The sequence below is a fragment of the Providencia sneebia DSM 19967 genome (genome assembly GCF_000314895.2).
GTDB classification, from domain to species: domain Bacteria; phylum Pseudomonadota; class Gammaproteobacteria; order Enterobacterales; family Enterobacteriaceae; genus Providencia; species Providencia sneebia.
This window is the reverse complement of record NZ_CM001773.1, coordinates 421400-443663: the sequence shown is the minus strand read 5'-3', so window position 1 is coordinate 443663 and position 22264 is coordinate 421400. Positions and strand designations below refer to the sequence as shown.

Below are 22264 nucleotides of genomic sequence, written 5' to 3'. Positions count from 1 at the left end.
TTCTCGCTTTGTATTATCACTATATTTACTTATTAATGATGATTAGTCATTTGTTGGTGTTTCAGGTTTCGAGGCTACCGTTTTGACAGGTTGGCTCCCCCCTTTTGCTGCCATAAAACTATTCACTAAATCTTGAACTTCAGGATTTTTGAGTAGGGCAGCAATATCAATTTTTTTATCGTCTTTACGGTTCATTAGCTTCTCAACACTCTCTTTGGCGAAGCTACTTTTATCCATAAAGCCGTCAACAGCTTTACCTAAGCTAAGCGCTTTAGAGAAGGTATTAAAGAAGCTGCCATCACCACCAACAATTTCAATATTGGTTTTAGTGAGCGCTGCTGCAAGAACATCTGCTTGTTCACGGGCAATTTCTTTATTGGCTTCAATTGATGCCATTGATTGTTCAAATTCTTTTTCAAGGCGCATACGGAACTCTTCATGCGCACGTGCTGTATCACTAAGGTGATCCATTGATTTGAATTTGTCTGTTAAACCATCTGCTTCTGCTTTCAGGCGTTGGCGAATGACTTCTGCTTGAGCTGAGCCTAATTGACCTTCACCGCGTGCTTGCGCGGCTAATTTCTCTTCAAGAACTTTTGCATCAACCAGACCTAATTTCTCTATCGCATTGGCTTGTTGTTCATCACCACGAGCTTGAGCTGCCAGTTTTTCTTCAAGGATTTTGGCTTCAGCAAGGCCTTGTTGTTGCTCTGCAAGTGCTTTAGCTTCCATGACTTGCGCTTCAGTCAGACCTTTCTCTTTCAGGCCGCGAGCTTCAGCTAACAGTTTTTCAGCTGTGATATTGGCTTGGACTAAACCTTCTTTCTCTTCTGCTTCTGCGGTTGCTTGGCGAACTCTAGCTTCAGCTAAGCCTAATGCTGCATGTTCAGCTTCAATACCTTCCGCTAAACGTTTTTTCGCTTCGGCTTGTTTTGCTGATGCTTCTAACTCAGCTTGTGCCATTGTGCTAATTTCTTCCGCTTTATGTTTGGCACTTGCTTCATCAGCTTCGGCTTTCTTCACTTGGCGAACTAGAGATTCTTCTGCTTCTGCTTGTGCATTAATGACAGTCACTTGTTTTAAGCGGTCAGCTTCTGATATTTCACGAACTTCTTTAATTCTTTCTTCTTCTTGTGCAACACTTTTCTCAACAACAACACGCTCACGAATAACATTGGCGATATTTTTACGTTCTTCTTCCAGTGCTTTTTCTTTTTCAATGCGTTGTAATTCAACTTCTCGTTCACGAGCAACAACTTCTAAATCTCGAGCACGATTAACGCGTTCTTGTTCAATGGTGACTGCACGAGTACGGTTTTGTTGAGCCACTTCAACTTCACGCATACGGTTTTCTTCACGAATTTCAATCTCTTGTTGCGTTTGAATACGAGCTTGTTCCGCTTTTAAGCGCTCTTCTTCTTGAACGCGCAATGTTTCAGCTTGCTCACGAGCGCGAATATTTTCAATTTCACGTTTTTGACGCGCTTCAGCATCGGCTTGTTGGCGTTCTAGCGCTAAGCTTGCTTCGCGTGTTTCAACATTTTTCTTCTGAATGGCTAACTCTTGATCTCGTTCTTTTTGGTTAGTTTCAATATTATGAATCGCGGTTATTTCAGTGATTTTACGAATACCTTCGGAGTCAAAGATATTATTAGGATCAAGGGCAGATTTTGGCGTTTGCTCAAGGTAGTCAATGGCAACGTCTTCTAATGCATAACCATTTAAATCTTTACCAATCACATCGACAATGCGGTCACGGAAATTCTGTCTATCTTCAAATAATTTTGCTAAATCAAACTGCTTACCAACCGTTTTAAGTGCCTCTGAGAATTTAGCACTAAATAATGTGCTGACAGCTTGGTGGTCAGATGCGCGATCAACGCCAATGGCTTTAGCGACTTTTAATACATCTTCTGTTGTTTCGTTAACACGTAAATAGAAAGCAACAGTGATATCTGCTCTTAAATTATCATGACAAATCAGGCCATCTTTACCACGGCGGTCAACTTCTAACGTCAAAAGAGAGATACGCATAAACTCTTTTTTGTAGATAACTGGGTAAACTAGCGCACCCGTAAAGTGGACTTTGGGTTGTGAGGACATGTCGTTGACAATCAGCGCGGTGCCTTGCGGGACTTTGATATAGAAGGCTTTGAATAGCCCAAAAAAGCCAAGTATGACTAAAATAATAACCCCAATAATGGTTAAAAAGGGCATAAGGTCAGCCAATTCCATATTTTTTCTCCGTGGATTTACAGAATGTTGTTTTAAAGTATGCCCGTCATACTGCTGAATGCATCACGACTATTTATTGATAACGTTCAGATGCCCGAGCCATATTATTGTCATGCTTGTATTGGTTGCTTTATGGGTTATTTTGAAGCAACACAATGATATAAAAACTTATTGATATATTACTGCCTAAATTCATCTTCGGTGACGACTTGGTAACTGTGTGATATCGCATCATAACTAATGATCACAACACGGTCGCCGCGTTTAATATTATCTGCTGAGTTTGCTCTAATTTGTAAAATCAGACCTGCTCCGCCATCTTCTAAAATTGCTTCACCCGTTTGTTCTGTAACAACACCTGAGCGCACGATCGCTGATTTGCCCATTAATTGATAAACACTTTTTTGTTTATTAATTTTTGACCATTTTTCACGAAAAGGTTTTAAACATAAGGCGGTAAGGTGAATAGAAATAAAGAGGATAATCAGAAGAACAACAAAACCAATTAGGTAGCGAAGCGGGTCGATATGAACAAAGCGAATAAACCAATGAACACTAAAGTAACTTAATAACCAGCCAAATAGGGTAAATAGTGTCAAAATAATGGTGACGGGAATGCCGGCTAATCCTAGTTTAGTTAGCCATCCTGCAAACCCAGTAGCATCAAAACCACTATCTACTGATGTGTCAACATTGAATAAATCGAGATCAAGTAAACCTAATGCAGCACACACCCAATAAAATAGAACAATAATAAGTAAACCACTAAAAATCACATTAGGAAAAGCCAAACAGTTTTGTAGAAATAGGCTCATAACACGTTCTCTCTTTATATATCCATATACTTAGTTAATTCAGAATAATGCGTACAATATAATTGTGCGTTTTTTATAAAATAATCATGATTTAATATATGGAAAATTTATCAGTAGCGCATCAAGGTATATATTTTTAGTTTGTTTTGAAAGAATATCACTTAGAACAAATTTTGGTATAGGATAAAACTTATTACTCGCTGATTTATATAAAATTATTTGATATAAAGGCCATAAATGGATCGGCCTTTATTGTTACGATGTAAATATACTTAATCTGTTAAATTCAAAAATGCAGCACCTCTCGATCCCCCAGAATCGCCATAGCGAGCTTGAGTGATAATTGGTAAATCTGCAATGCCGTAGAGATACTGAGGAAGCACATTTGGTAATAATGAATAAATATCATTGAATTGCGATAATCCTCCACCAATAACAACGACATCTGGGTCAAAGATAGTCAATATTTGCCCTAAAAATATCGCGAGCAAATTGATGTAACGTTCAACGTGTTGCTGAGCAGCGCTATCGCCTTGTTGATATAACCGGATGATTTCAACGGCAGAGCACGCTTTCCCTGTATATGCCGCGTAGATACGTTCAAAACCAGGGCCTGATAAATAGGTTTCAAAACAGGCTGGTTTACCGCAACCGCAAATAATTTCTGGGACAGTATCCCCAATAAGYTTAGCGCCTTGTGAAGAAAGATTAAGATGACCGATCTCACCTGCAATACCATTTTTACCTGAAAGTACTTTGCCATTAATAACAAAGCCGCCACCGACACCTGTTCCCAAAATTAACCCTAGTACTGATGGATAACGGATAAATTCGGCATCCCATGCTTCGGAAAGGGCAAAACAATTAGCATCATTTTCGATTTTAACAGGGCGTTGTAATATATCAGTTAAGTCTTTGATCAGTGGCTTATATTTAGCTGCGGGTACATTAGTGGTAAAAACAGTGCCTTTTTGATGATTAACGATTCCCGGAACTCCGACACCAATTTTGCCCTGACAACCCAACTTTTCGTCTGCTTCAATCGTTAAGTTGCGAAAAACATCAAGGAGAGTTTGATAATCATCTTTCGGTGTAGGTACACGTTTTTGCCATACTGGCTTGAGATCTTCATCGAAGACAGCAAGTTCAATTTTTGTGCCACCCATATCAAAGCCGTAATACATACAATCCCCTTCAAATGATAATTTTTTCATGAAAAATAATCGTATCTCATTGAAAAATCAAAATAGTCATAATTCTATAATGAGTATTATACAAAAGTTATCAAAGGATAAATGAGCCTTTTTAGATCTATTTCATCAATTGATTTGTCTTTTTTTTATGCGATAGAAAACAAAATGATTGCAGCCATTTTTTATTTCTTGTATTGTTATATTATAACATAACGATTATGGTGCATTACAATGAAACAAGGTATCCACCCACAATATAGAACAGTCATCTTCCATGACACCAGTGTTGACGCCTATTTTAAAGTTGGTTCAACGATAAAAACGGAAAGAACCATTGAATTCGAAGGGGAAACATATCCGTATGTCACTTTAGATGTTTCTTCACAATCTCATCCGTTTTATACCGGTAAGCAGAAAATGATTTCTCAAGAAGGTAAAACGGCTCAATTCCAAAAACGTTTTGCGCGCTTTTTATCTAAATAGGAAGAATAAACGTGAAAGTATTAAGTTCTTTAAAAACAGCCAAGTCACGCCATCCCGATTGCCAAGTTGTTAGGCGACGTGGAAGGGTTTATGTTATTTGTAAAACAAATCCGCGATTTAAGGCGGTGCAAGGCTGTAAGAAAAAACGCTAAGGTAACTTTTTTATTCCCAATGCTCTTTATTTTTATTTATCGATAATTTTTTGTTTTGCCAATTTCTACTTTTCACCATCACAAGATATTTTTATGTTGTGATGGTTTTCTTTTTTATCGATAAAAAGCGAAGTTCTCAGCTTGATATTAGCCAACCATATTAGCGTAATTACTAATCATCTTATTATTAGTGATTAATTTCACTTGCACACTGGTTCATATTTTGTCAGCTTTAAAGAAAAGAATGGATTTCTTATTTTTGTTGGCGCTTCAGACAGTGTTTTAACAAGCTCAAGAAATTTATTAGGCTTAGTATTTTAAAATAGACAGGGTGAATGCAATGAAAAATGTAGGTTTTATTGGTTGGCGAGGTATGGTGGGTTCAGTATTAATGCAAAGGATGGTAGAGGAAGGCGATTTTAATTCGATTCATCCTGTATTTTTCACCACCTCTCAATTTGGCTCTGAAGCGCCAACATATGGTGGACACCGTGGAACACTGCAAGATGCTAATGATATTGATGCACTTAAAGCGCTTGATATTATTATTAGTTGCCAAGGCGGCGATTATACCAATGATATTTATCCTAAATTACGAGCAGCAGGTTGGGAAGGATATTGGATAGATGCTGCATCAGCATTACGCATGAAAGATGATGCGATTATTATTCTCGATCCCGTAAACCAACAACATATTCAAGATGGTCTGAATAAAGGCATTAAAACGTTTGTTGGTGGAAACTGTACAGTAAGCTTAATGTTGATGTCATTAGGTGGTTTGTTTACGAATAATTTAGTGGAATGGGCTTCCGTTGCGACTTATCAAGCAGCATCAGGTGCTGGTGCGCGCAATATGCGCGAGCTGTTAGTGCAAATGGGTGAATTGAATGCTCAGGTTGCAAAAGAACTTCAAGATCCAGCTTCTGCTATTTTAGATATAGAGAAAAAGGTGACTGATTTTACTCGCAGTGGAACAATGCCGACCGATGCTTTTGGAGTGCCACTTGCGGGCAGTTTGATCCCTTGGATTGATAAAGCATTAGATAATGGTCAAAGCCGCGAAGAGTGGAAAGGCCAAGCCGAAACTAATAAAATTTTGTCTACGGGTTCAAACATTATTCCTGTTGATGGTTTATGTGTGCGTGTCGGTGCATTGCGTTGTCACAGCCAAGCTTTCACATTAAAACTGAAAAAAGATGTGCCACTGAATGAGATTGAAAAATTATTGGCCTCTCACAATGAATGGGTGAAAGTCATACCAAACGATCGCGAAATCACTATGCGAGAGCTGACACCGGCTGCTGTTACTGGGACATTAAGTACACCTGTTGGTCGTTTACGTAAATTAAATATGGGGCCTGAATATCTTTCTGCTTTCACAGTAGGAGATCAGTTACTTTGGGGTGCCGCTGAACCATTACGCCGTATGCTAAATATCCTTTTATAATTAGTAAAAACGAAATAAAAAAACCTGTGCTCATGATGAACACAGGTTTTTTATGGATATTAAATTAAATATCGATGTTAGCGGCTTTTAGCGCATTTTCTTCAATAAAGGCACGACGAGGTTCAACGGCATCCCCCATCAATGTGGTAAAGAGAAGATCTGTCGCAATCGCATCTTTAACTGTAACACGCAGCATACGGCGAGTTTCAGGATTCATTGTCGTTTCCCACAATTGGTCTGGGTTCATCTCACCAAGACCTTTATAACGTTGAATATAAAGCCCACGACGAGATTCTTTTGTCAGCCAAGCGAGTGCTTCTTCAAAATTTTCAATATTTTGGCGACGTTCACCACGCTCAATATAAGCGCCTTCTTGAATTAGGCCATCAATGATGTCGCCTAAAAGCGTGATGCGATGGTATTCATTGCCATGAACAAAATCAAAGTTCAGGTTGTAGTCAATATCAACGCCATGTGTGCGCACGCGAATTGTCGGCTCAAATAATTGGCGTTCACGATTTTCTGTGACGACATAATTGTAAGTGCTACCCGCTTTTTCATTATTGGCTAAACGCTCAACTAACGATTTTGACCATTCTTCAACTTGATCTTGATTTTTAAGCGAATCTTCAGTCAAGGTTGGGTGATAAACCAAACTATTAAGCAGCGCTTGTGGGTAAAAACGTTCAAGACGACGAATGATTTTGTGTGCTGAGTTGTATTCAACAACCAGTTTTTCTAAATCATCACCTTGCATTGGTGGTCTATCTCCACCTAAATACAACGTTGCGCCATCAAGTGCAATGGAAATTAGGTATTCATCCATCGCATCATCATCTTTGATGTATTGCTCTTGCTTACCTTTTTTCACTTTATATAGCGGTGGTTGGGCGATATAAACATAACCACGCTCAATGATTTCTGGCATTTGACGGTAGAAGAAGGTTAATAATAAGGTACGAATGTGTGAACCATCGACGTCAGCATCCGTCATGATGATAATGCTGTGATAGCGCAATTTATCTGGATTGTACTCGTCACGGCCAATACCACAGCCCAATGCGGTGATAAGCGTAGCAACTTCTTGTGAAGAGAGCATTTTGTCGAAACGCGCTTTTTCAACGTTAAGAATTTTACCTTTCAGTGGCAAAATAGCTTGGTTTTTACGGTTACGCCCTTGTTTTGCCGAGCCGCCCGCAGAGTCCCCTTCCACAAGGTAGAGTTCAGAATGAGCAGGATCGCGTTCTTGACAATCAGCAAGCTTACCTGGAAGACCTGCTAAATCTAGTGCGCCTTTACGACGAGTCATTTCACGTGCTTTACGTGCGGCTTCACGCGCACGAGCAGCATCAATAATCTTACCAACAACAATTTTTGCATCGGTAGGATTTTCAAGTAAATACTCAACCAACTTTTCATTCATCATCGTTTCAACGGCTGTTTTGACTTCCGATGAAACTAGTTTTTCTTTGGTTTGCGAGGAGAATTTAGGATCAGGGACTTTTACAGAAATAACCGCAATTAAGCCTTCTCGTGCATCATCACCTGTTGCACTGACTTTGGATTTTTTCTGATAGCCTTCTTTATCCATATAGTTGTTGAGTGTACGTGTCATTGCAGCACGGAAACCTGCAAGGTGAGTACCACCATCACGCTGAGGAATATTATTGGTGTAGCAATAAACATTCTCTTGGAAGCCATCGTTCCATTGCATTGCAATCTCAACACCAATGCCATCTTTTTCAGTTGAAAAATAAAATACAGATGGATGGATAGGGTTTTTATTACGGCTTAAATATTCGACAAACGCCTTAATACCACCTTCATAGTGGAAATGGTCTTCTTTGCCATTGCGTTTATCAATCAATTTAATTGAAACACCTGAATTCAGAAATGATAGCTCGCGAAGGCGCTTAGCTAAAATCTCATATTCAAATTCAGTGACACCTTTGAAGGTCTCAAGGCTTGGCCAAAAACGGACTCGTGTTCCTGTTTGGTCTGTTTCACCGACAACGGTTAATGGGCCTTGAGGTTCACCGTGGCGATAGATTTGTTCATGAACATTACCATCACGACGAATAACTAATTCAAGTTTTTCGGATAGGGCGTTAACAACGGAAACCCCAACGCCATGAAGGCCGCCAGAAACTTTATAAGAGTTACCGTCAAATTTCCCACCAGCATGCAGAACCGTCATGATAACTTCAGCAGCTGATACGCCTTCTTCTTCGTGAATACCTGTTGGGATACCACGGCCATCATCTTGAACAGAGACAGAGTTATCTGTGTGAATTGTGATAACAATGTCATCACAATAACCGGCGAGGGCTTCATCGATAGCGTTGTCGACAACCTCGAAGACCATGTGATGAAGACCTGTACCATCGTCGGTATCACCGATATACATGCCTGGGCGCTTACGAACGGCATCCAGCCCTTTTAATACCTTGATACTTGAGGAGTCATATGTATTCGACATCAACGTTTCCCGCTATATTTATTCCTGTGGTTTAACTTCTATTTTGCCATGTTCTACGCTAAACATCTTGCTGTTTAGGTCAATCATGTCTTTTACTTGCTCTGAAGTAATTGCACTAACAAATACTTGAGCTTGCGTAGCTTTGAGACGAGCTGCCAATAATTGCCGACGGCCCGAATCAAGTTCTGAGGCAAAATCATCCAGTAGATACAGGCATCTTTGCCCGCTCTGTTGAGTGAAAAATTCACCCTGCGCTAACCTTAATGCACACATCAACAATTTTAGCTGACCACGTGAAAGCATATCTTCAACAGGGGTTCCATTTGCTCTGATCCGCAAATCAGCTTTATGTGGCCCGGAGGCGGTATAGGTTAACGCTTTATCGCGCTCAAATTGTCGCTCTAATAATTCTGAATAATCAATTTCTTTATCCCAACCGCGTTGGAAAGAGACTGATAGCACAAATTCAGGTAAAAATTGTTGGCAAGTTTGCTCAATATTTTCAGCAATACCTGCGATATATTCACTGCGCCATTGGCTTATTTGCTCTGAAAGTGGCGCTAATTCTTTATCCCAGTGGCGAATTTGTTCATAACGAGTGACTTGTCGTAATGCTGCATTTCTTTGTTTTAATAGTCGTTTCAAATCTGACCAAACTGAAAAAAATAGCGGCTCGTTATGAAAACATCCCCAATCTATAAAAGCTCGTCGGAATTTGGGGCCACCATTCAGTAGCGTAAATCCTTCTGGTGTGATCAACTGCATTGGCAATAATTTCGCGAGTTCAGCGATTTTGTGACCATCAGTTCCATCAATTCTGACTTTACTATCACCATCACGGTTTTTACTTAAACCAAGGGATAATGCTTTCCTTGATTCATCAAAATGGCTCAATTTACCATGTAGGATAAACTGTTCTTGTTCATGTCGGATCACGCGGTTTGCTTGGATACTGCGAAAAGCACGGCCATGTCCTAATGTGTAAATTGCTTCTAGTACACTGGTTTTCCCACTGCCATTTGGGCCAATTAAAAAATTGAACCCATTTGCTAATGGAAGATCCGCATCTTCAATATTACGAAAGTCACGGATCAATAAACGCGAAAGAATCATAAAATAGATTACAAACGCATTGGCATAACAACATAAACGGCTGAATTGCTGGTTGAGTCTTCAATTTGTACACTCGATACCGCATCCGTTAGTAATAGAGTGACGTTTTCACTCTTCAGTGCATTAAGCACATCCAAGATATAACTCACATTAAAGCCAATTTCCATTTCTGTTCCCAGATAACTGACATCAACAATTTCTTCGGCTTCTTCTTGTTCTGGGTTATTTGCTGTGATGCGCAGTTGGTTTTCACTAAAATATAAGCGAACACCACGGAATTTTTCATTTGATAAAATAGCCGCGCGTGAGAAGGCTTGTTTTAATAAATCACAACGTGCTTCTAAGGTTTTATCCGGGTTTTTAGGTAGAACACGGCGATAGTCAGGGAATCTGCCATCCACTAATTTAGAGGTAAAAATAAAATCGCCGACATGTGCGCGGATGTTGCTGCTGCCAATTTGCAGCTGCAATGGTGCATCTCCACCATCTAAAAGGCGCATGAGTTCTATCACACCTTTACGCGGCACAATAACAGAATGCGAAGGGAGGTCTTGACCAATATCCATTGAGCAAACAGCTAGGCGATGGCCATCTGTGGATACGGTTCTTAATTGCTGGCCTTCTGTTTCAAACAGCATCCCATTGAGGTAATAGCGCACGTCTTGGTGTGCCATTGAAAATTGAGTAGCTTCAATCAAGCGTTTAAGAATTGATTGTGGTAGAGAAAACTCTACTTCACTTTGCCAATCATCTAAATTAGGGAAATCTTCGGCGGGTAGTGTTGAGAGCGAAAAACGACTACGGCCTGAACGAACCAGTAATCTATCATCATCCAATTCTACGCGGATTTCTGAACCTTCAGGAAGCCCGCGCCAGATATCAAAAAATTTACGCGCAGGAACCGTTGTTGCGCCCAGTTCGTGTTCTTGAGTTAAAGGAACATGTGCCTTCATCTCCATTTCTAAGTCGGTTCCCGTCAGTAGCAATACCCCTTCTTTAACTTGTAAAAGAAGGTTGCCCAAAATAGGCAGCGTTGGACGTCCACCTAATGGACCGCTGACTTGTTGTAACGGTTTTAATAACTGCTCGCGCTCAATAGTAAATTTCATAGCAATTAAGATGATAATGTTCTGATTAAGTTAGAAAAATCCTCTTTGATGTCATGACTTTCTTCCCGTAATTGTTCTATTTTACGGCAAGCATGCAATACTGTCGTATGGTCACGACCACCAAAGGCATCCCCGATTTCTGGTAAACTATGATTAGTTAGCTCTTTTGCCAGTGCCATTGCCATTTGTCGCGGACGCGCGACTGAACGAGAACGGCGCTTGGAAAGTAAATCTGCTACTTTAATTTTATAATATTCAGCAACAGTCTTTTGAATATTATCAATAGTTACCAGTTTTTCTTGTAGTGCGAGTAAATCTCGTAATGCTTCACGGACAAAATCAATCGTGATAGCACGACCTGTAAAGTTTGCATTGGCAATGACGCGGTTCAATGCCCCTTCTAATTCACGGACATTGGAGCGCAGGCGTTTTGCAATAAAAAAAGCAACTTCACCCGGAAGCTGAATTTCATTTTCATCTGCTTTTTTCATTAAAATTGCAACGCGAGTTTCAAGTTCTGGTGGCTCAATCGCAACAGTTAAACCCCAACCAAAACGTGATTTTAAGCGATCTTCAACGCCATTGATTTCTTTAGGATAGCGGTCCGAGGTTAAGATTATTTGCTGATTACCTTCTAACAACGCATTGAAGGTATGAAAAAACTCTTCTTGGGAACGTTCTTTATTAGCAAAAAATTGAATATCATCAATAAGTAATGCATCAACTGAACGATAATAACGTTTAAAATCTTCAATGGCATTATTTTGTAAGGCTTTAACCATATCTTGAACAAAACGTTCTGAATGCATATACACAACACGAGCATTCGCTTTATGCTGCATGATGCTATTGCCAACAGCATGTAATAAGTGCGTTTTACCTAAACCAGTACCACCATAAAGGAATAACGGGTTGTAAGCACCTCCCGGATTCTCTGCAACTTGCCTTGCCGCAGCACGAGCAAGTTGGTTCGACTTACCTTCAACAAAGTTATCAAATGTGTGTTTAGGATTCACATTTGAACGGTAAGTGACATCGGGCTGTACTTTTGTTGAATTATCCCAGCTTGGCTTTATTGGTGCTGATGGCGTTGCCATCGTAGGCGCATGAGCCTGACGAGATTGTATTGTTGTTGGCGAAGGCGTCGCTGGTTTATTTCCCACCTCAAAGTGCAGAACTGGTGCGTCTGTACCACAAAAATCGTTCAATAATTCATTGATATTATTGATGTACTTATCTCTTACCCAATCAAGGACAAAACGATTTGGAGCATACAGTGCTAATGTATTATCGTTCAGTTCAGCTTGGAGGGGGCGTATCCACATACTGAATTCTGTGGCAGGTAGTTCATCCTGCAATCGGGCAAGACATTGCTGCCAAAGCGAAAGTGACACGGTGGACTCCCCTAAACAAGATCAATGAAAAAAAGAAGTACGGGCTAAGTAAATTATTCTGGCTGACCCATTAGTTTGAAAGTTGATCAAGGCCATGACATAAAAGACCATTTTACTTATCGTATTTTTCCGATCTTCTGATCAGAAATGTGACCGGAGATCATACCTTAAAATTCACAAGAGATCTCCATTCTTTTACACAGTTTTTGTGCTTTTTATCCACAGGTAATAAGATAAAACAGTCCTTATTATAAGAGAGTCTTACAGCTTGATCACTAAACTGGGATATTTTTCAACAAAACTGGGGATAACTTTAGAACAAATAGAAGAAATAGGTACTCGGATCAAAAAATATTTTCAGATCGGCCAATGATCCTTGCGCTTTGAGGTGGAGTCCGTATAATCTTCCACCCTGTATACAGTGTAGAAACTGCTTTTTATGATAAGCAAATTGGTCAACAATTTGGCGAAGCCATAAAAATCCTGTTTTCTCCTGTAGTTACAGCATATGTCGGCAAACCTGTCAGCCAGGCTATAAATAAAAGTGGTTTGATTGCGTCATTTCATTGACGTGACCCCCTATGTTTTATTACAATCCGGCCTCTTTCTATACATTGTTGCGATAGAGGCACAGGTGTAAATCAGTTTTCACTGGTTGCCAACGCGTTTACTGAATCAGTAATAAATTTTAAAGTTAGGTAGAAATCGTTATGAAACGCACTTTTCAACCGTCCGTACTGAAGCGCAACCGTTCACACGGTTTCCGTGCTCGTATGGCCACTAAAAATGGTCGTCAGGTTCTGGCTCGCCGTCGTGCTAAAGGCCGCGCTCGTCTGACCGTTTCATCTAAGTAATAAAGCTAGCCCTCTATTCACGTGGTTACGCTCGCTTTTACCCGGGAGTTACGTTTGTTAACTCCCAGGCACTTCGATAATGTCTTTAAGCAGCCGCAGAGGGCGAGTTCCCCAGAGATAACAATCCTTGGTCGCCTAAACGAGCTGGGGCATCCCCGCATCGGTCTTACCATCGCTAAAAAAAATGTTAAACGAGCTCATGAGCGAAATCGTATTAAACGATTAGCCCGTGAATATTTTCGTTTGCATCAACATGAGCTACCACCAATGGACTTTGTGGTACTGGTAAGAAAAGGGGTTACTAATCTCAATAATCAACAAATTCTAGAAGCGTTGGGTAAATTATGGCGTCGACACAGTCGCTTGGCTCAAAGCTCCTGATTGGGCTGATTAGAGGTTACCAATTAGCGATTAGCCCGTTGTTAGGGCCTCGTTGCCGTTTCAATCCGACTTGCTCAAATTATGGAATTGAGGCATTGCGCAGGTTCGGAATGTTAAAAGGTAGTTGGTTAACAGCGAAACGCGTATTAAAATGCCACCCTTTACACGCTGGTGGAGACGATCCTGTTCCACCTAAAAAAACGATGATAATAGAGAATTATAACGATGGATTCGCAACGCAATCTTCTACTCATCGCTTTGCTATTCGTTTCGTTCTTAGTATGGCAAGCCTGGGAAAGCGATAATGCTCCTCAGGATGTACAAACTGCCCAAACTACGCAACAAACTGATATGCCAAGCAGTGATTCCCAATCTGTTACTAATACTAACAGTGGGCAAGGTAAGCTGATCACAGTAAAAACTGATGTGTTAGATTTACGCATCAATACCCGTGGTGGTGATATCGATGAGGCTGATTTATTAGCCTATCCTGCGACCCTTAATTCACCAGATCCTTTCCGTTTATTGGAAACAACACCCGGTTTTCTCTATCAGGCTCAAAGTGGTCTGATTGGCCAACACGGCCCAGATAACCCTGCAAATAACAATGGCGTACGTCCTGTTTATGCTACGGACTCTGCAAGTTTTACATTGCAAGACGGCCAAAATGAGCTGCGTGTTCCAATGACGTTTACCGATAAAGATGGTGTGGTTTATCAAAAAACCTACATCTTAAAACGCGGTCATTATACTGTTGATGTTGAATACAACATTCAAAACCCAACAGCACAATCATTAAATCTCGCCTTCTTTGGGCAATTGAAACAAACAATTCAGTTACCAAAAGAGCGTGATACAGGTAGCAGTAATTTTGCATTACATACCTATCGCGGTGCGGCATATTCTTCCGATGAAACCAACTATAAAAAATATAGTTTTGGTGATATTGAAGATAAAAACCTGAGTATCGCCACTAAAGGTGGTTGGGTTGCAATGCTTCAGCAATATTTTGCAACTGCTTGGGTTCCAGCGAGCACTGAGAAAAGCACATTCTACACAATTGACCTAGACAAAAAGTCGGCGATTATTGGTTATAAGAGTGAACCAATGATGATCGCAGCTAATGGTGCTGGAACTTATTCATCAACATTATGGATTGGTCCAGAAATTCAGTCAGAAATGGCAGAAGTTGCACCGCACTTAGACTTAACTGTTGATTATGGTTGGTTATGGTTTATCTCTCAGCCACTGTTCAAACTGTTGAAATTCATTCACGGTTTTGTCGGTAACTGGGGTGTTGCTATCATCGTTATTACCTTTATCGTCCGTGGTATCATGTATCCATTGACAAAAGCGCAATACACATCAATGGCGAAAATGCGCTTATTGCAACCTAAATTGGCTGCTATGCGTGAGCGTATTGGTGATGATAAACAACGCATGAGCCAAGAAATGATGGCGATGTATAAAGCAGAAAAAGTAAACCCATTAGGTGGTTGTTTACCTCTGCTAATTCAAATGCCAATCTTCCTTGCCCTTTATTATATGTTGATGGGTTCTGTTGAACTTCGTCATGCCCCATTCTTTGGTTGGATTCAGGACTTGTCAGCACAAGATCCGTACTACATCTTACCTGTATTAATGGGTGTAACGATGTTTGTTATTCAGAAGATGTCACCAACAGCTGTGACTGACCCTATGCAGCAGAAGATCATGACTTACATGCCAGTCGTGTTTACTATCTTCTTCCTGTGGTTCCCATCAGGTCTGGTTCTTTACTATATCGTGAGTAACTTAGTGACCATTATCCAACAACAGATTATTTATCGTGGTTTGGAAAAACGTGGTCTTCATAGTCGCGCAGATAAGAAAGACAAAAAAGAAAAGAAATAGTGTGATTTTTAAGTGAGCTTAATCACCACTTAAAGATATAGTATCAGGGCGGCCAATATGGGCCGCCTTAATTTTTGATAGGAATGATAGAGAAACATCATGCAAACCAACGATACGATTGTTGCACAGGCAACACCTCCAGGTCGTGGTGGTGTTGGTATTTTGCGAGTATCCGGCGCCAAAGCAGCCCTTGTCGCTGAAACAGTACTGGGTAAATTACCAAAAGCGCGTTATGCAGATTATTTACCTTTTCGTGATGTAGATGGCACTGTCCTTGATCAGGGAATCGCCATTTTTTTCCCGGGGCCAAATTCATTTACGGGTGAGGATGTCTTAGAGCTACAAGGTCATGGTGGTCCTGTCATTCTTGATTTATTGCTAAGACGTATTTTGACAATTGAAGGCATTCGTATTGCTAATCCGGGCGAATTTTCTGAACGCGCATTTTTAAATGATAAACTCGACCTTGCCCAAGCTGAGGCGATTGCGGATCTGATTGATGCAAGTTCTGAACAGGCAGCTCGTTCAGCTATGAACTCATTGCAAGGTGCCTTTTCTTCACAAATTCATCAAATGGTAGAAGCGCTAACCACATTGCGTATTTATGTTGAAGCGGCAATTGATTTTCCTGATGAGGAGATTGATTTTCTCTCTGATGGCAAAATTGAAGCTAAACTGGATGAAGTCATTGCTGATTTAGCACAAGTTCGCTCACAAGCTCACCAAGGTAGTTTATTGCGTGAAGGGATGAAAGTGGTTATTGCGGGTCGACCGAATGCGGGTAAATCAAGTTTACTTAATGCATTAGCGGGTCGTGAAGCGGCAATTGTGACCGATATTGCGGGTACAACACGCGATGTTTTGCGCGAACATATTCATATTGATGGAATGCCATTGCATATTATTGATACTGCGGGTTTGCGTGAAGCGAGTGATGAAGTAGAGCGAATTGGTATTGAGCGTGCGTGGAAAGAGATAGAACAGGCCGACCGTGTGTTATTTATGTTGGATAGCACCACAACAGATGCGACCGAACCACAAGATATTTGGCCGGAATTTATGGCTCGTTTACCAGAAAGCTTGCCACTTACTGTTATTCGCAATAAAGCAGATAAAACGGGTGAGCAAATTGAATTTATTGAAAATGAACGTTATCCACTCATTCGCCTTTCTGCCCGTGAAGAAAAAGGGATAGATTTGCTGCGCGATCATCTCAAAGAAACCATGGGCTTCAATAGTAATATGGAAGGTGGATTTTTAGCTCGTCGTCGCCATTTACAAGCATTAGATGCTGCGGCAACACATTTGGCCAGAGGTCATGAGCAACTTGTGGTAGCACGCTCCGGTGAGTTGTTAGCCGAAGAATTACGCCTTGCGCAGCAAGAGTTGAGCGAAATTACAGGCGAGTTCACTTCTGACGATTTATTAGGCCGAATCTTCTCAAGTTTCTGTATTGGGAAGTAGTAAACTAAATTAAAGCAATATTATTTTCCGTGCTTCTTCTTTGGGATATTTTTTCTCAGCAGATAAATTATCGAACATAAAATGAGAAAAAACATAAAACTGAGATATAGAAATGAGATTTTGATAAGAGTGTTTGGTGCTTCATCAGAAAAGATGAAAGGAATCATTGTTTAGTCAGGCGGGGTTATTTAAGCTACTAAAAATAAGGAATATTTAAATGGAACAACCACAGATTCAAATTCTTACAGCTACCTTTGAAGGTCATGCTCAGCAAACAGAAAATAATGTTGAATATTGGCTTGCTCGAGATCTGCAACATTTACTGGGTTATGGTAAATGGGATAACTTTGTCAGTGTAATATCAAAAGCAAAAACAGCTTGTGAAATCAGTGGTCATACTATTGTCGACCATTTTGCTGACGTCGGGAAAATGGTTGAGTTAGGTTCTGGCAGTCAACGTGAAATTGATGATGTTATGCTTACACGATATGCCTGTTATTTGATTGCCCAAAATGGGGACTCTCGAAAGCAAGAAATTGCCTTTGCTCAAACCTATTTTGCTATGCAAACTCGTAAAGCAGAATTAATAGAACAACGTTTACTAGAAGCTGAGCGTGTACTGGCAAGACAAAAACTCTCAGTAACAGAAAAAGAACTTTCCAATCTTATTTTTGAACAAACTGGTGGTAACCAGAACTTTGCTTTGATCCGTAGTAAAGGTGATGCTGCTCTGTTTGGTAAGAGCACGCAAGCAATGAAAGCTCAATGGCAAGTACCTGATAATCGCCCACTAGCTGATTTTGCTCCAACCATAGTTTTAAAAGCTAAAGACTTTGCAACTGAGATCACTATTCATAATGCTCGTATGCAACAAATGACGATTGAACCACAAATCTCTAACGAACATGTCATCAATAACGATGCAGTGCGCCAAACTTTATTAAGTAGAGGTATACATCCAGAACAATTACCACCAGCAGAAGATGTAAAAAAGGTAGAACGCCGTTTAGCTTCTGCTGATAAAAAATCACTAAAAAATCCAGATACTCTTAGTGACAAGGATACAAATAGTGAGTAATTACACCAATTGAAGTTTAAGGAATTACAAAACGATTAGAAGCTATCCTGCTTTAAAAATATTAAAAAATCTAGGAATAGTGCTACATATACTCACCAAAGCCGCTTTAATCTTTCAGGCGGCTTGGGTGTGTAAATATTGTTGCTTTTCCTTGGCGACAAAAACCGACAAGCGTCAAATTGGCTCTTTCGGCAACTTCAATGGCAAGAGAAGTTGCAGCGGATACGGCAAACAAAATTTCAGCGCCACAAGTTGCGGCTTTTTGTACCATCTCATAGCTGGCACGACTAGAAACAAGCACAGCACCTTGCTGCCAGCCAAAACGGTGTTTCATCCCTAATAATTTATCAAGGGCAACATGTCGACCAACATCCTCGCATCCACCCACTAATTGTCCTTCTGGTGAGATCCATGCCGCAGCATGTGTACAGCCCGTTAATGCCCCAATTTCTTGTACTTTTTTTAGCTCGTTTAAAGCATGATCAAGGTGAGATAGTGAGAATGTTTGGGTTAATGGGAGTGGTGTAATCGGCTTGAATATTTCATCAATTTGTTCTGTACCACAAATACCGCAGCCGGTACGTCCTGCAAGATTTCTCCGACGCTCTTTTAATCCCATAAAGCGGCGGCTAGATAATTCAATTTGGATTTCAATGCCGTTATTGCACCCTTCGACAACCTCAATTCCACGAATTTCTTGGCTGGATTGAATGATCCCTTCTGATAGTGAAAAACCAATGGCGAAATCTTCTAAATCTTTTGGTGTTGCCATCATGACAACATGTGATATTCCGTTATAGACCAGTGCAACAGGTATTTCTTGTGCAACCCAATCATTTATTGAGTGATTTAGGTCGGATTTTTGTTGCACTATTGTGTGATTTACCCCAATTGTTTTGCTTAATTTTGTTTGATTCGTGTTATTTGTTTCATACATTAGATGAATTCCTACTCCCAATGATACATAATATATATAGGTTATGGGTAAAAAAATAGTTTACACCATTTCGGGCCATCAGCCTGAGTTCAATTAGGAATACCTTAATAAGAATAATTTACCTGAATATTATTTTCTAAGTATTTAAGTAGGTAAATACGAGCAATGTAAATGAGGAGATCCCCATGCAAGTCAGCAGAAGGCAGTTCTTTAAGATCTGCGCTGGCGGTATGGCGGGTACAACGGCAGCAGCTTTGGGTTTTGCACCTGCAACTGCATTAGCATCGACTCGTCAGTATAAATTACTGCGTGCGAAAGAGACCCGTAATACCTGCACATACTGTTCTGTCGGCTGTGGACTGTTAATGTACAGCCTAGGTGACGGCGCAAAAAATGCTAAAGAAAGTATTTTTCATATCGAAGGTGACCCGGATCATCCGGTAAACCGAGGTGCCCTTTGCCCTAAAGGTGCTGGACTGATTGACTTTATCCACAGTGAAAGTCGACTGAAATACCCAGAAGTTCGCGAACCAGGCACGAATGAATGGAAACGCATCTCTTGGAATGAGGCTTTTGACCGCATTGCCAAGTTGATGAAAGAAGACCGCGATGCCAATTTTATAAAAGAAAATCAAGATGGTGTAACGGTTAATCGCTGGTTAACAACCGGGATGCTTTGTGCATCTGCTGCGAGTAATGAAACAGGTTTTGTTTCACAAAAATTTAGTCGTTCCCTCGGCATGCTTGCCGTGGATAACCAAGCGCGTGTCTGACACGGACCAACGGTAGCAAGTCTTGCTCCAACATTTGGTCGCGGTGCGATGACCAACCACTGGGTTGATATTAAAAATGCCAACCTGCTTGTTGTTATGGGTGGAAATGCGGCTGAAGCGCATCCAGTTGGGTTCCGCTGGGCGATGGAAGCTAAAATTCATAATAACGCGAAATTAATTGTTATTGATCCACGCTTTACCCGTACAGCGGCTGTGGCGGATTTCTACACGCCTATCCGTTCTGGTACTGATATCGCTTTCTTATCTGGTGTTATCAAATATTTATTAGATAACAAAAAAATCCAACAAGAATATGTCGAAGCTTATACCAATGCGAGCCTCATTGTTCGCGAAGATTATGGCTTTGAAGATGGCTTGTTTACAGGTTATGACGCTGAAAAACGTCAGTATGATAAAACGACTTGGAATTATGAAATGGATGAGAATGGTTTCGCATTGCGTGACCCAACTCTGACCCATCCACGTTGTGTATTAAATCTACTGAAAGAGCACGTTAGCCGTTATACGCCTGAAGTCGTAACAAATATTTGTGGTACGCCAATTGAGGATTTCCTCAAAGTTTGTGAATACTTAGCGGAAACAAGCGCGAAAGATAAAACAACATCATTCTTGTATGCACTTGGTTGGACACAACATACCATTGGTGCGCAAAATATTCGTACCATGGCAATGATCCAATTACTGCTTGGTAATATGGGTATGCTTGGTGGTGGTGTTAACGCACTACGCGGTCACTCGAACATTCAAGGGTTAACTGACTTAGGTCTGTTATCTCAAAGTCTGCCGGGTTACATGACTTTGCCATCTGAGAAACAAACAACGCTTGAAACTTATTTGGCAGCCAATACACCAAAAATGACCTTACCGGGTCAGGTAAACTATTGGGGTAATTACCCGAAATTTTTCGTCAGTATGATGAAAACATTTTATGGTGATAAAGCACAAAGAGAAAACGATTGGGGCTTTGACTGGTTGCCTAAATGGGATCAGGTCTATGATGTGTTACGTTATTTCGAGATGATGGATAAAGGTGAAGTGAATGGCTACATTTGCCAAGGCTTTAACCCATTAGCTTCATTCCCGAATAAAAATAAAGTGATTAAATCACTTTCCAAGCTGAAATTCTTGGTAACGATTGACCCACTGAATACGGAAACATCTAACTTCTGGCAAAATCATGGTGAAATGAATGATGTCGACCCATCGACCATTCAAACAACGGTTTTCCGTTTACCTTCTTGCTGTTTTGCTGAAGAAAATGGTTCGATTGTTAACTCTGCTCGTTGGCTACAATGGCACTGGAAAGGTGCGGATGCCCCAGGTGAAGCTATCAGTGATGGTGAAATTCTGTCGGGTATTTATCATCGTATTCGTAAGCTTTATGAGACAGAAGGTGGTGCAACGCCTGAACCTGTGCTGAACATGACTTGGAATTACTTCGATCGTGATAATCCAACACCTGAAGAAGTCGCCAAAGAAAATAATGGTTATGCGCTGGTTGATCTGAAAGATACTGACGGCAACGTTATTGTGAAGAAAGGTGAGCTATTGAGCTCATTTGCGCAATTGCGTGATGACGGTACAACATCAAGCGGATGCTGGATCTTTGCTGGTAGCTGGACGCCACAAGGTAACCAGATGGCTCGCCGTGATAACGCTGACCCAACAGGTCTGGGAAATACATTAGGCTGGGCTTGGGCATGGCCACTGAACCGTCGTGTAATTTATAACCGCGCATCAGCTGACCCAATGGGTAAACCTTGGGATCCACATCGCCAAATCCTTGAGTGGGATGGCAATAAGTGGATTGGTATGGATGTACCAGATTACAGCAATGCACCTCCGGGAAGTGGTGTTAATCCATTTATCATGCAGCCTGAAGGTATGGGGCGTCTGTTTGCATTGGATAAAATGGCAGAAGGCCCGTTCCCTGAACATTATGAACCGATTGAAACGCCACTTGATACCAACCCATTACATCCGAACGTCGTTTCTAACCCTGCGGCTCGTGTCTTTAAAGATGACTGGGCACAAATGGGTAAAGCAACGGAGTTCCCATATGTTGGTACAACTTACCGTTTAACAGAGCATTTCCATTATTGGACAAAACATGCATTGCTCAATGCCATTATTCAGCCACAGCAATTTATTGAAATTGGTGATCGCTTGGCGAAAGAAAAAGGGATTAAGCAAGGTGATACGGTGAAAGTAAGTTCTAAACGTGGCTATATCAAAGCAAAAGCTGTGGTGACGAAACGTATTCATACGTTGAAAGTCAATGGTAAAGATATTGATACCATTGGTATTCCAATCCACTGGGGCTTTGAAGGTTTAGCTGTGAAAGGCTTTATTGCGAACACGTTGACACCCTATGTTGGTGATGCCAACACACAAACACCGGAATTTAAAGCATTCCTTGTTAATGTGGAAAAGGTGTAAGGAG

At 40.8% G+C, this 22264-nt stretch carries 17 protein-coding genes and 1 pseudogene; 10 read left to right on the top strand and 8 right to left on the bottom strand.

Annotated elements, in window-relative coordinates:
* Window positions 1–42: 42 nt before the first annotated feature.
* From OO7_RS01735 to nagK, 3 genes are all read right to left on the bottom strand, one after another.
* The gene (locus OO7_RS01735) at window positions 43–2235 is read right to left on the bottom strand and encodes a flotillin family protein (protein ID WP_008914240.1); all 2193 of its coding nucleotides are present in this window, start codon (window positions 2233–2235) and stop codon (window positions 43–45) included.
* Window positions 2236–2414: 179 nt separating this feature from the next.
* Window positions 2415–3050, bottom strand: coding sequence for a hypothetical protein (locus OO7_RS01730; RefSeq protein ID WP_008914239.1), 636 nt, complete (start codon window positions 3048–3050; stop codon window positions 2415–2417).
* A gap of 272 nt (window positions 3051–3322) precedes the next feature.
* The gene (gene nagK, locus OO7_RS01725; RefSeq protein WP_008914238.1) at window positions 3323–4234 is read right to left on the bottom strand and encodes an N-acetylglucosamine kinase; all 912 of its coding nucleotides are present in this window, start codon (window positions 4232–4234) and stop codon (window positions 3323–3325) included.
* A gap of 240 nt (window positions 4235–4474) precedes the next feature.
* Between nagK and OO7_RS01720 the strand changes: the two genes are divergently transcribed.
* From OO7_RS01720 to asd, 3 genes are all read left to right on the top strand, one after another.
* On the top strand, window positions 4475–4726 hold the full coding sequence (locus OO7_RS01720) for a type B 50S ribosomal protein L31 (protein ID WP_008914237.1): 252 nt from the start codon (window positions 4475–4477) through the stop codon (window positions 4724–4726).
* 11 nt (window positions 4727–4737) lie between these two features.
* Window positions 4738–4878 carry a type B 50S ribosomal protein L36 gene (ykgO, locus tag OO7_RS16335; protein WP_008914236.1) on the top strand — a complete coding sequence of 47 codons (141 nt, stop codon included), beginning with the start codon at window positions 4738–4740 and terminating at the stop codon, window positions 4876–4878.
* A 340-nt stretch (window positions 4879–5218) separates the two neighbouring features.
* On the top strand, window positions 5219–6325 hold the full coding sequence (gene asd / locus OO7_RS01715; protein WP_008914235.1) for an aspartate-semialdehyde dehydrogenase: 1107 nt from the start codon (window positions 5219–5221) through the stop codon (window positions 6323–6325).
* 64 nt (window positions 6326–6389) lie between these two features.
* Here the strand turns inward: asd and gyrB are convergent, their stop codons facing one another.
* Genes gyrB through dnaA form a run of 4 tightly spaced genes read right to left on the bottom strand, consistent with a single transcriptional unit; the run spans window position 6390 to window position 12420 of the window.
* On the bottom strand, window positions 6390–8804 hold the full coding sequence (gyrB, locus tag OO7_RS01710; protein WP_008914234.1) for a DNA topoisomerase (ATP-hydrolyzing) subunit B: 2415 nt from the start codon (window positions 8802–8804) through the stop codon (window positions 6390–6392).
* 18 nt (window positions 8805–8822) lie between these two features.
* Window positions 8823–9917, bottom strand: coding sequence for a DNA replication/repair protein RecF (gene recF, locus OO7_RS01705; protein ID WP_008914233.1), 1095 nt, complete (start codon window positions 9915–9917; stop codon window positions 8823–8825).
* Between the two features lie 8 nt (window positions 9918–9925).
* On the bottom strand, window positions 9926–11026 hold the full coding sequence (gene dnaN / locus OO7_RS01700; RefSeq protein WP_008914232.1) for a DNA polymerase III subunit beta: 1101 nt from the start codon (window positions 11024–11026) through the stop codon (window positions 9926–9928).
* A 5-nt stretch (window positions 11027–11031) separates the two neighbouring features.
* Window positions 11032–12420 carry a chromosomal replication initiator protein DnaA gene (gene dnaA / locus OO7_RS01695; RefSeq protein ID WP_008914231.1) on the bottom strand — a complete coding sequence of 463 codons (1389 nt, stop codon included), beginning with the start codon at window positions 12418–12420 and terminating at the stop codon, window positions 11032–11034.
* A gap of 710 nt (window positions 12421–13130) precedes the next feature.
* Here dnaA and rpmH point away from each other — a divergent pair.
* The 6 genes and pseudogenes from rpmH (at window position 13131) to dinD (ending at window position 18090) form a co-directional block, all read left to right on the top strand.
* Window positions 13131–13274, top strand: a complete 144-nt coding sequence (rpmH, locus tag OO7_RS01690) for a 50S ribosomal protein L34 (protein ID WP_004906236.1) — start codon at window positions 13131–13133, stop codon at window positions 13272–13274.
* A 21-nt stretch (window positions 13275–13295) separates the two neighbouring features.
* Complete coding sequence (gene rnpA / locus OO7_RS01685; RefSeq protein ID WP_008914230.1) at window positions 13296–13655, top strand: ribonuclease P protein component; 360 nt, start codon at window positions 13296–13298, stop codon at window positions 13653–13655.
* A pseudogene (yidD, locus tag OO7_RS16330) lies at window positions 13619–13878 on the top strand (membrane protein insertion efficiency factor YidD). Before rnpA ends, yidD begins: the two are co-directional and overlap by 37 nt.
* Before the next feature lie 2 nt (window positions 13879–13880).
* On the top strand, window positions 13881–15548 hold the full coding sequence (yidC, locus tag OO7_RS01680; protein ID WP_008914228.1) for a membrane protein insertase YidC: 1668 nt from the start codon (window positions 13881–13883) through the stop codon (window positions 15546–15548).
* Window positions 15549–15647: 99 nt separating this feature from the next.
* Window positions 15648–17012, top strand: coding sequence for a tRNA uridine-5-carboxymethylaminomethyl(34) synthesis GTPase MnmE (gene mnmE, locus OO7_RS01675; RefSeq protein ID WP_008914227.1), 1365 nt, complete (start codon window positions 15648–15650; stop codon window positions 17010–17012).
* A 217-nt stretch (window positions 17013–17229) separates the two neighbouring features.
* Window positions 17230–18090 (top strand): DNA damage-inducible protein D, encoded by an 861-nt coding sequence (gene dinD, locus OO7_RS01670; protein WP_008914226.1) that lies wholly within the window; start codon window positions 17230–17232, stop codon window positions 18088–18090.
* 106 nt (window positions 18091–18196) lie between these two features.
* Here dinD and fdhD read toward each other — a convergent pair whose 3' ends face one another.
* Window positions 18197–19027, bottom strand: coding sequence for a formate dehydrogenase accessory sulfurtransferase FdhD (gene fdhD, locus OO7_RS01665; protein ID WP_008914225.1), 831 nt, complete (start codon window positions 19025–19027; stop codon window positions 18197–18199).
* 185 nt (window positions 19028–19212) lie between these two features.
* Here fdhD and fdnG point away from each other — a divergent pair, with 185 nt between their 5' ends.
* On the top strand, window positions 19213–22260 hold the full coding sequence (gene fdnG, locus OO7_RS01655; RefSeq protein WP_083928962.1) for a formate dehydrogenase-N subunit alpha: 3048 nt from the start codon (window positions 19213–19215) through the stop codon (window positions 22258–22260).
* The last annotated feature ends 4 nt before the right edge of the window (window positions 22261–22264 follow it).

Coding starts and splice junctions, on each gene's coding strand:
- asd (WP_008914235.1), top strand. CDS start 5,219: ATGAAAAATGTAGGTTTTATTGGTTGGCGAGGTATGGTGGGTTCAGTA.
- OO7_RS01720 (WP_008914237.1), top strand. CDS start 4,475: ATGAAACAAGGTATCCACCCACAATATAGAACAGTCATCTTCCATGAC.
- dinD (WP_008914226.1), top strand. CDS start 17,230: ATGGAACAACCACAGATTCAAATTCTTACAGCTACCTTTGAAGGTCAT.
- dnaN (WP_008914232.1), bottom strand. CDS start 11,026: ATGAAATTTACTATTGAGCGCGAGCAGTTATTAAAACCGTTACAACAA.
- mnmE (WP_008914227.1), top strand. CDS start 15,648: ATGCAAACCAACGATACGATTGTTGCACAGGCAACACCTCCAGGTCGT.
- OO7_RS01735 (WP_008914240.1), bottom strand. CDS start 2,235: ATGGAATTGGCTGACCTTATGCCCTTTTTAACCATTATTGGGGTTATT.
- yidC (WP_008914228.1), top strand. CDS start 13,881: ATGGATTCGCAACGCAATCTTCTACTCATCGCTTTGCTATTCGTTTCG.
- fdhD (WP_008914225.1), bottom strand. CDS start 19,027: ATGTATGAAACAAATAACACGAATCAAACAAAATTAAGCAAAACAATT.
- rpmH (WP_004906236.1), top strand. CDS start 13,131: ATGAAACGCACTTTTCAACCGTCCGTACTGAAGCGCAACCGTTCACAC.
- recF (WP_008914233.1), bottom strand. CDS start 9,917: ATGATTCTTTCGCGTTTATTGATCCGTGACTTTCGTAATATTGAAGAT.
- OO7_RS01730 (WP_008914239.1), bottom strand. CDS start 3,050: ATGAGCCTATTTCTACAAAACTGTTTGGCTTTTCCTAATGTGATTTTT.
- gyrB (WP_008914234.1), bottom strand. CDS start 8,804: ATGTCGAATACATATGACTCCTCAAGTATCAAGGTATTAAAAGGGCTG.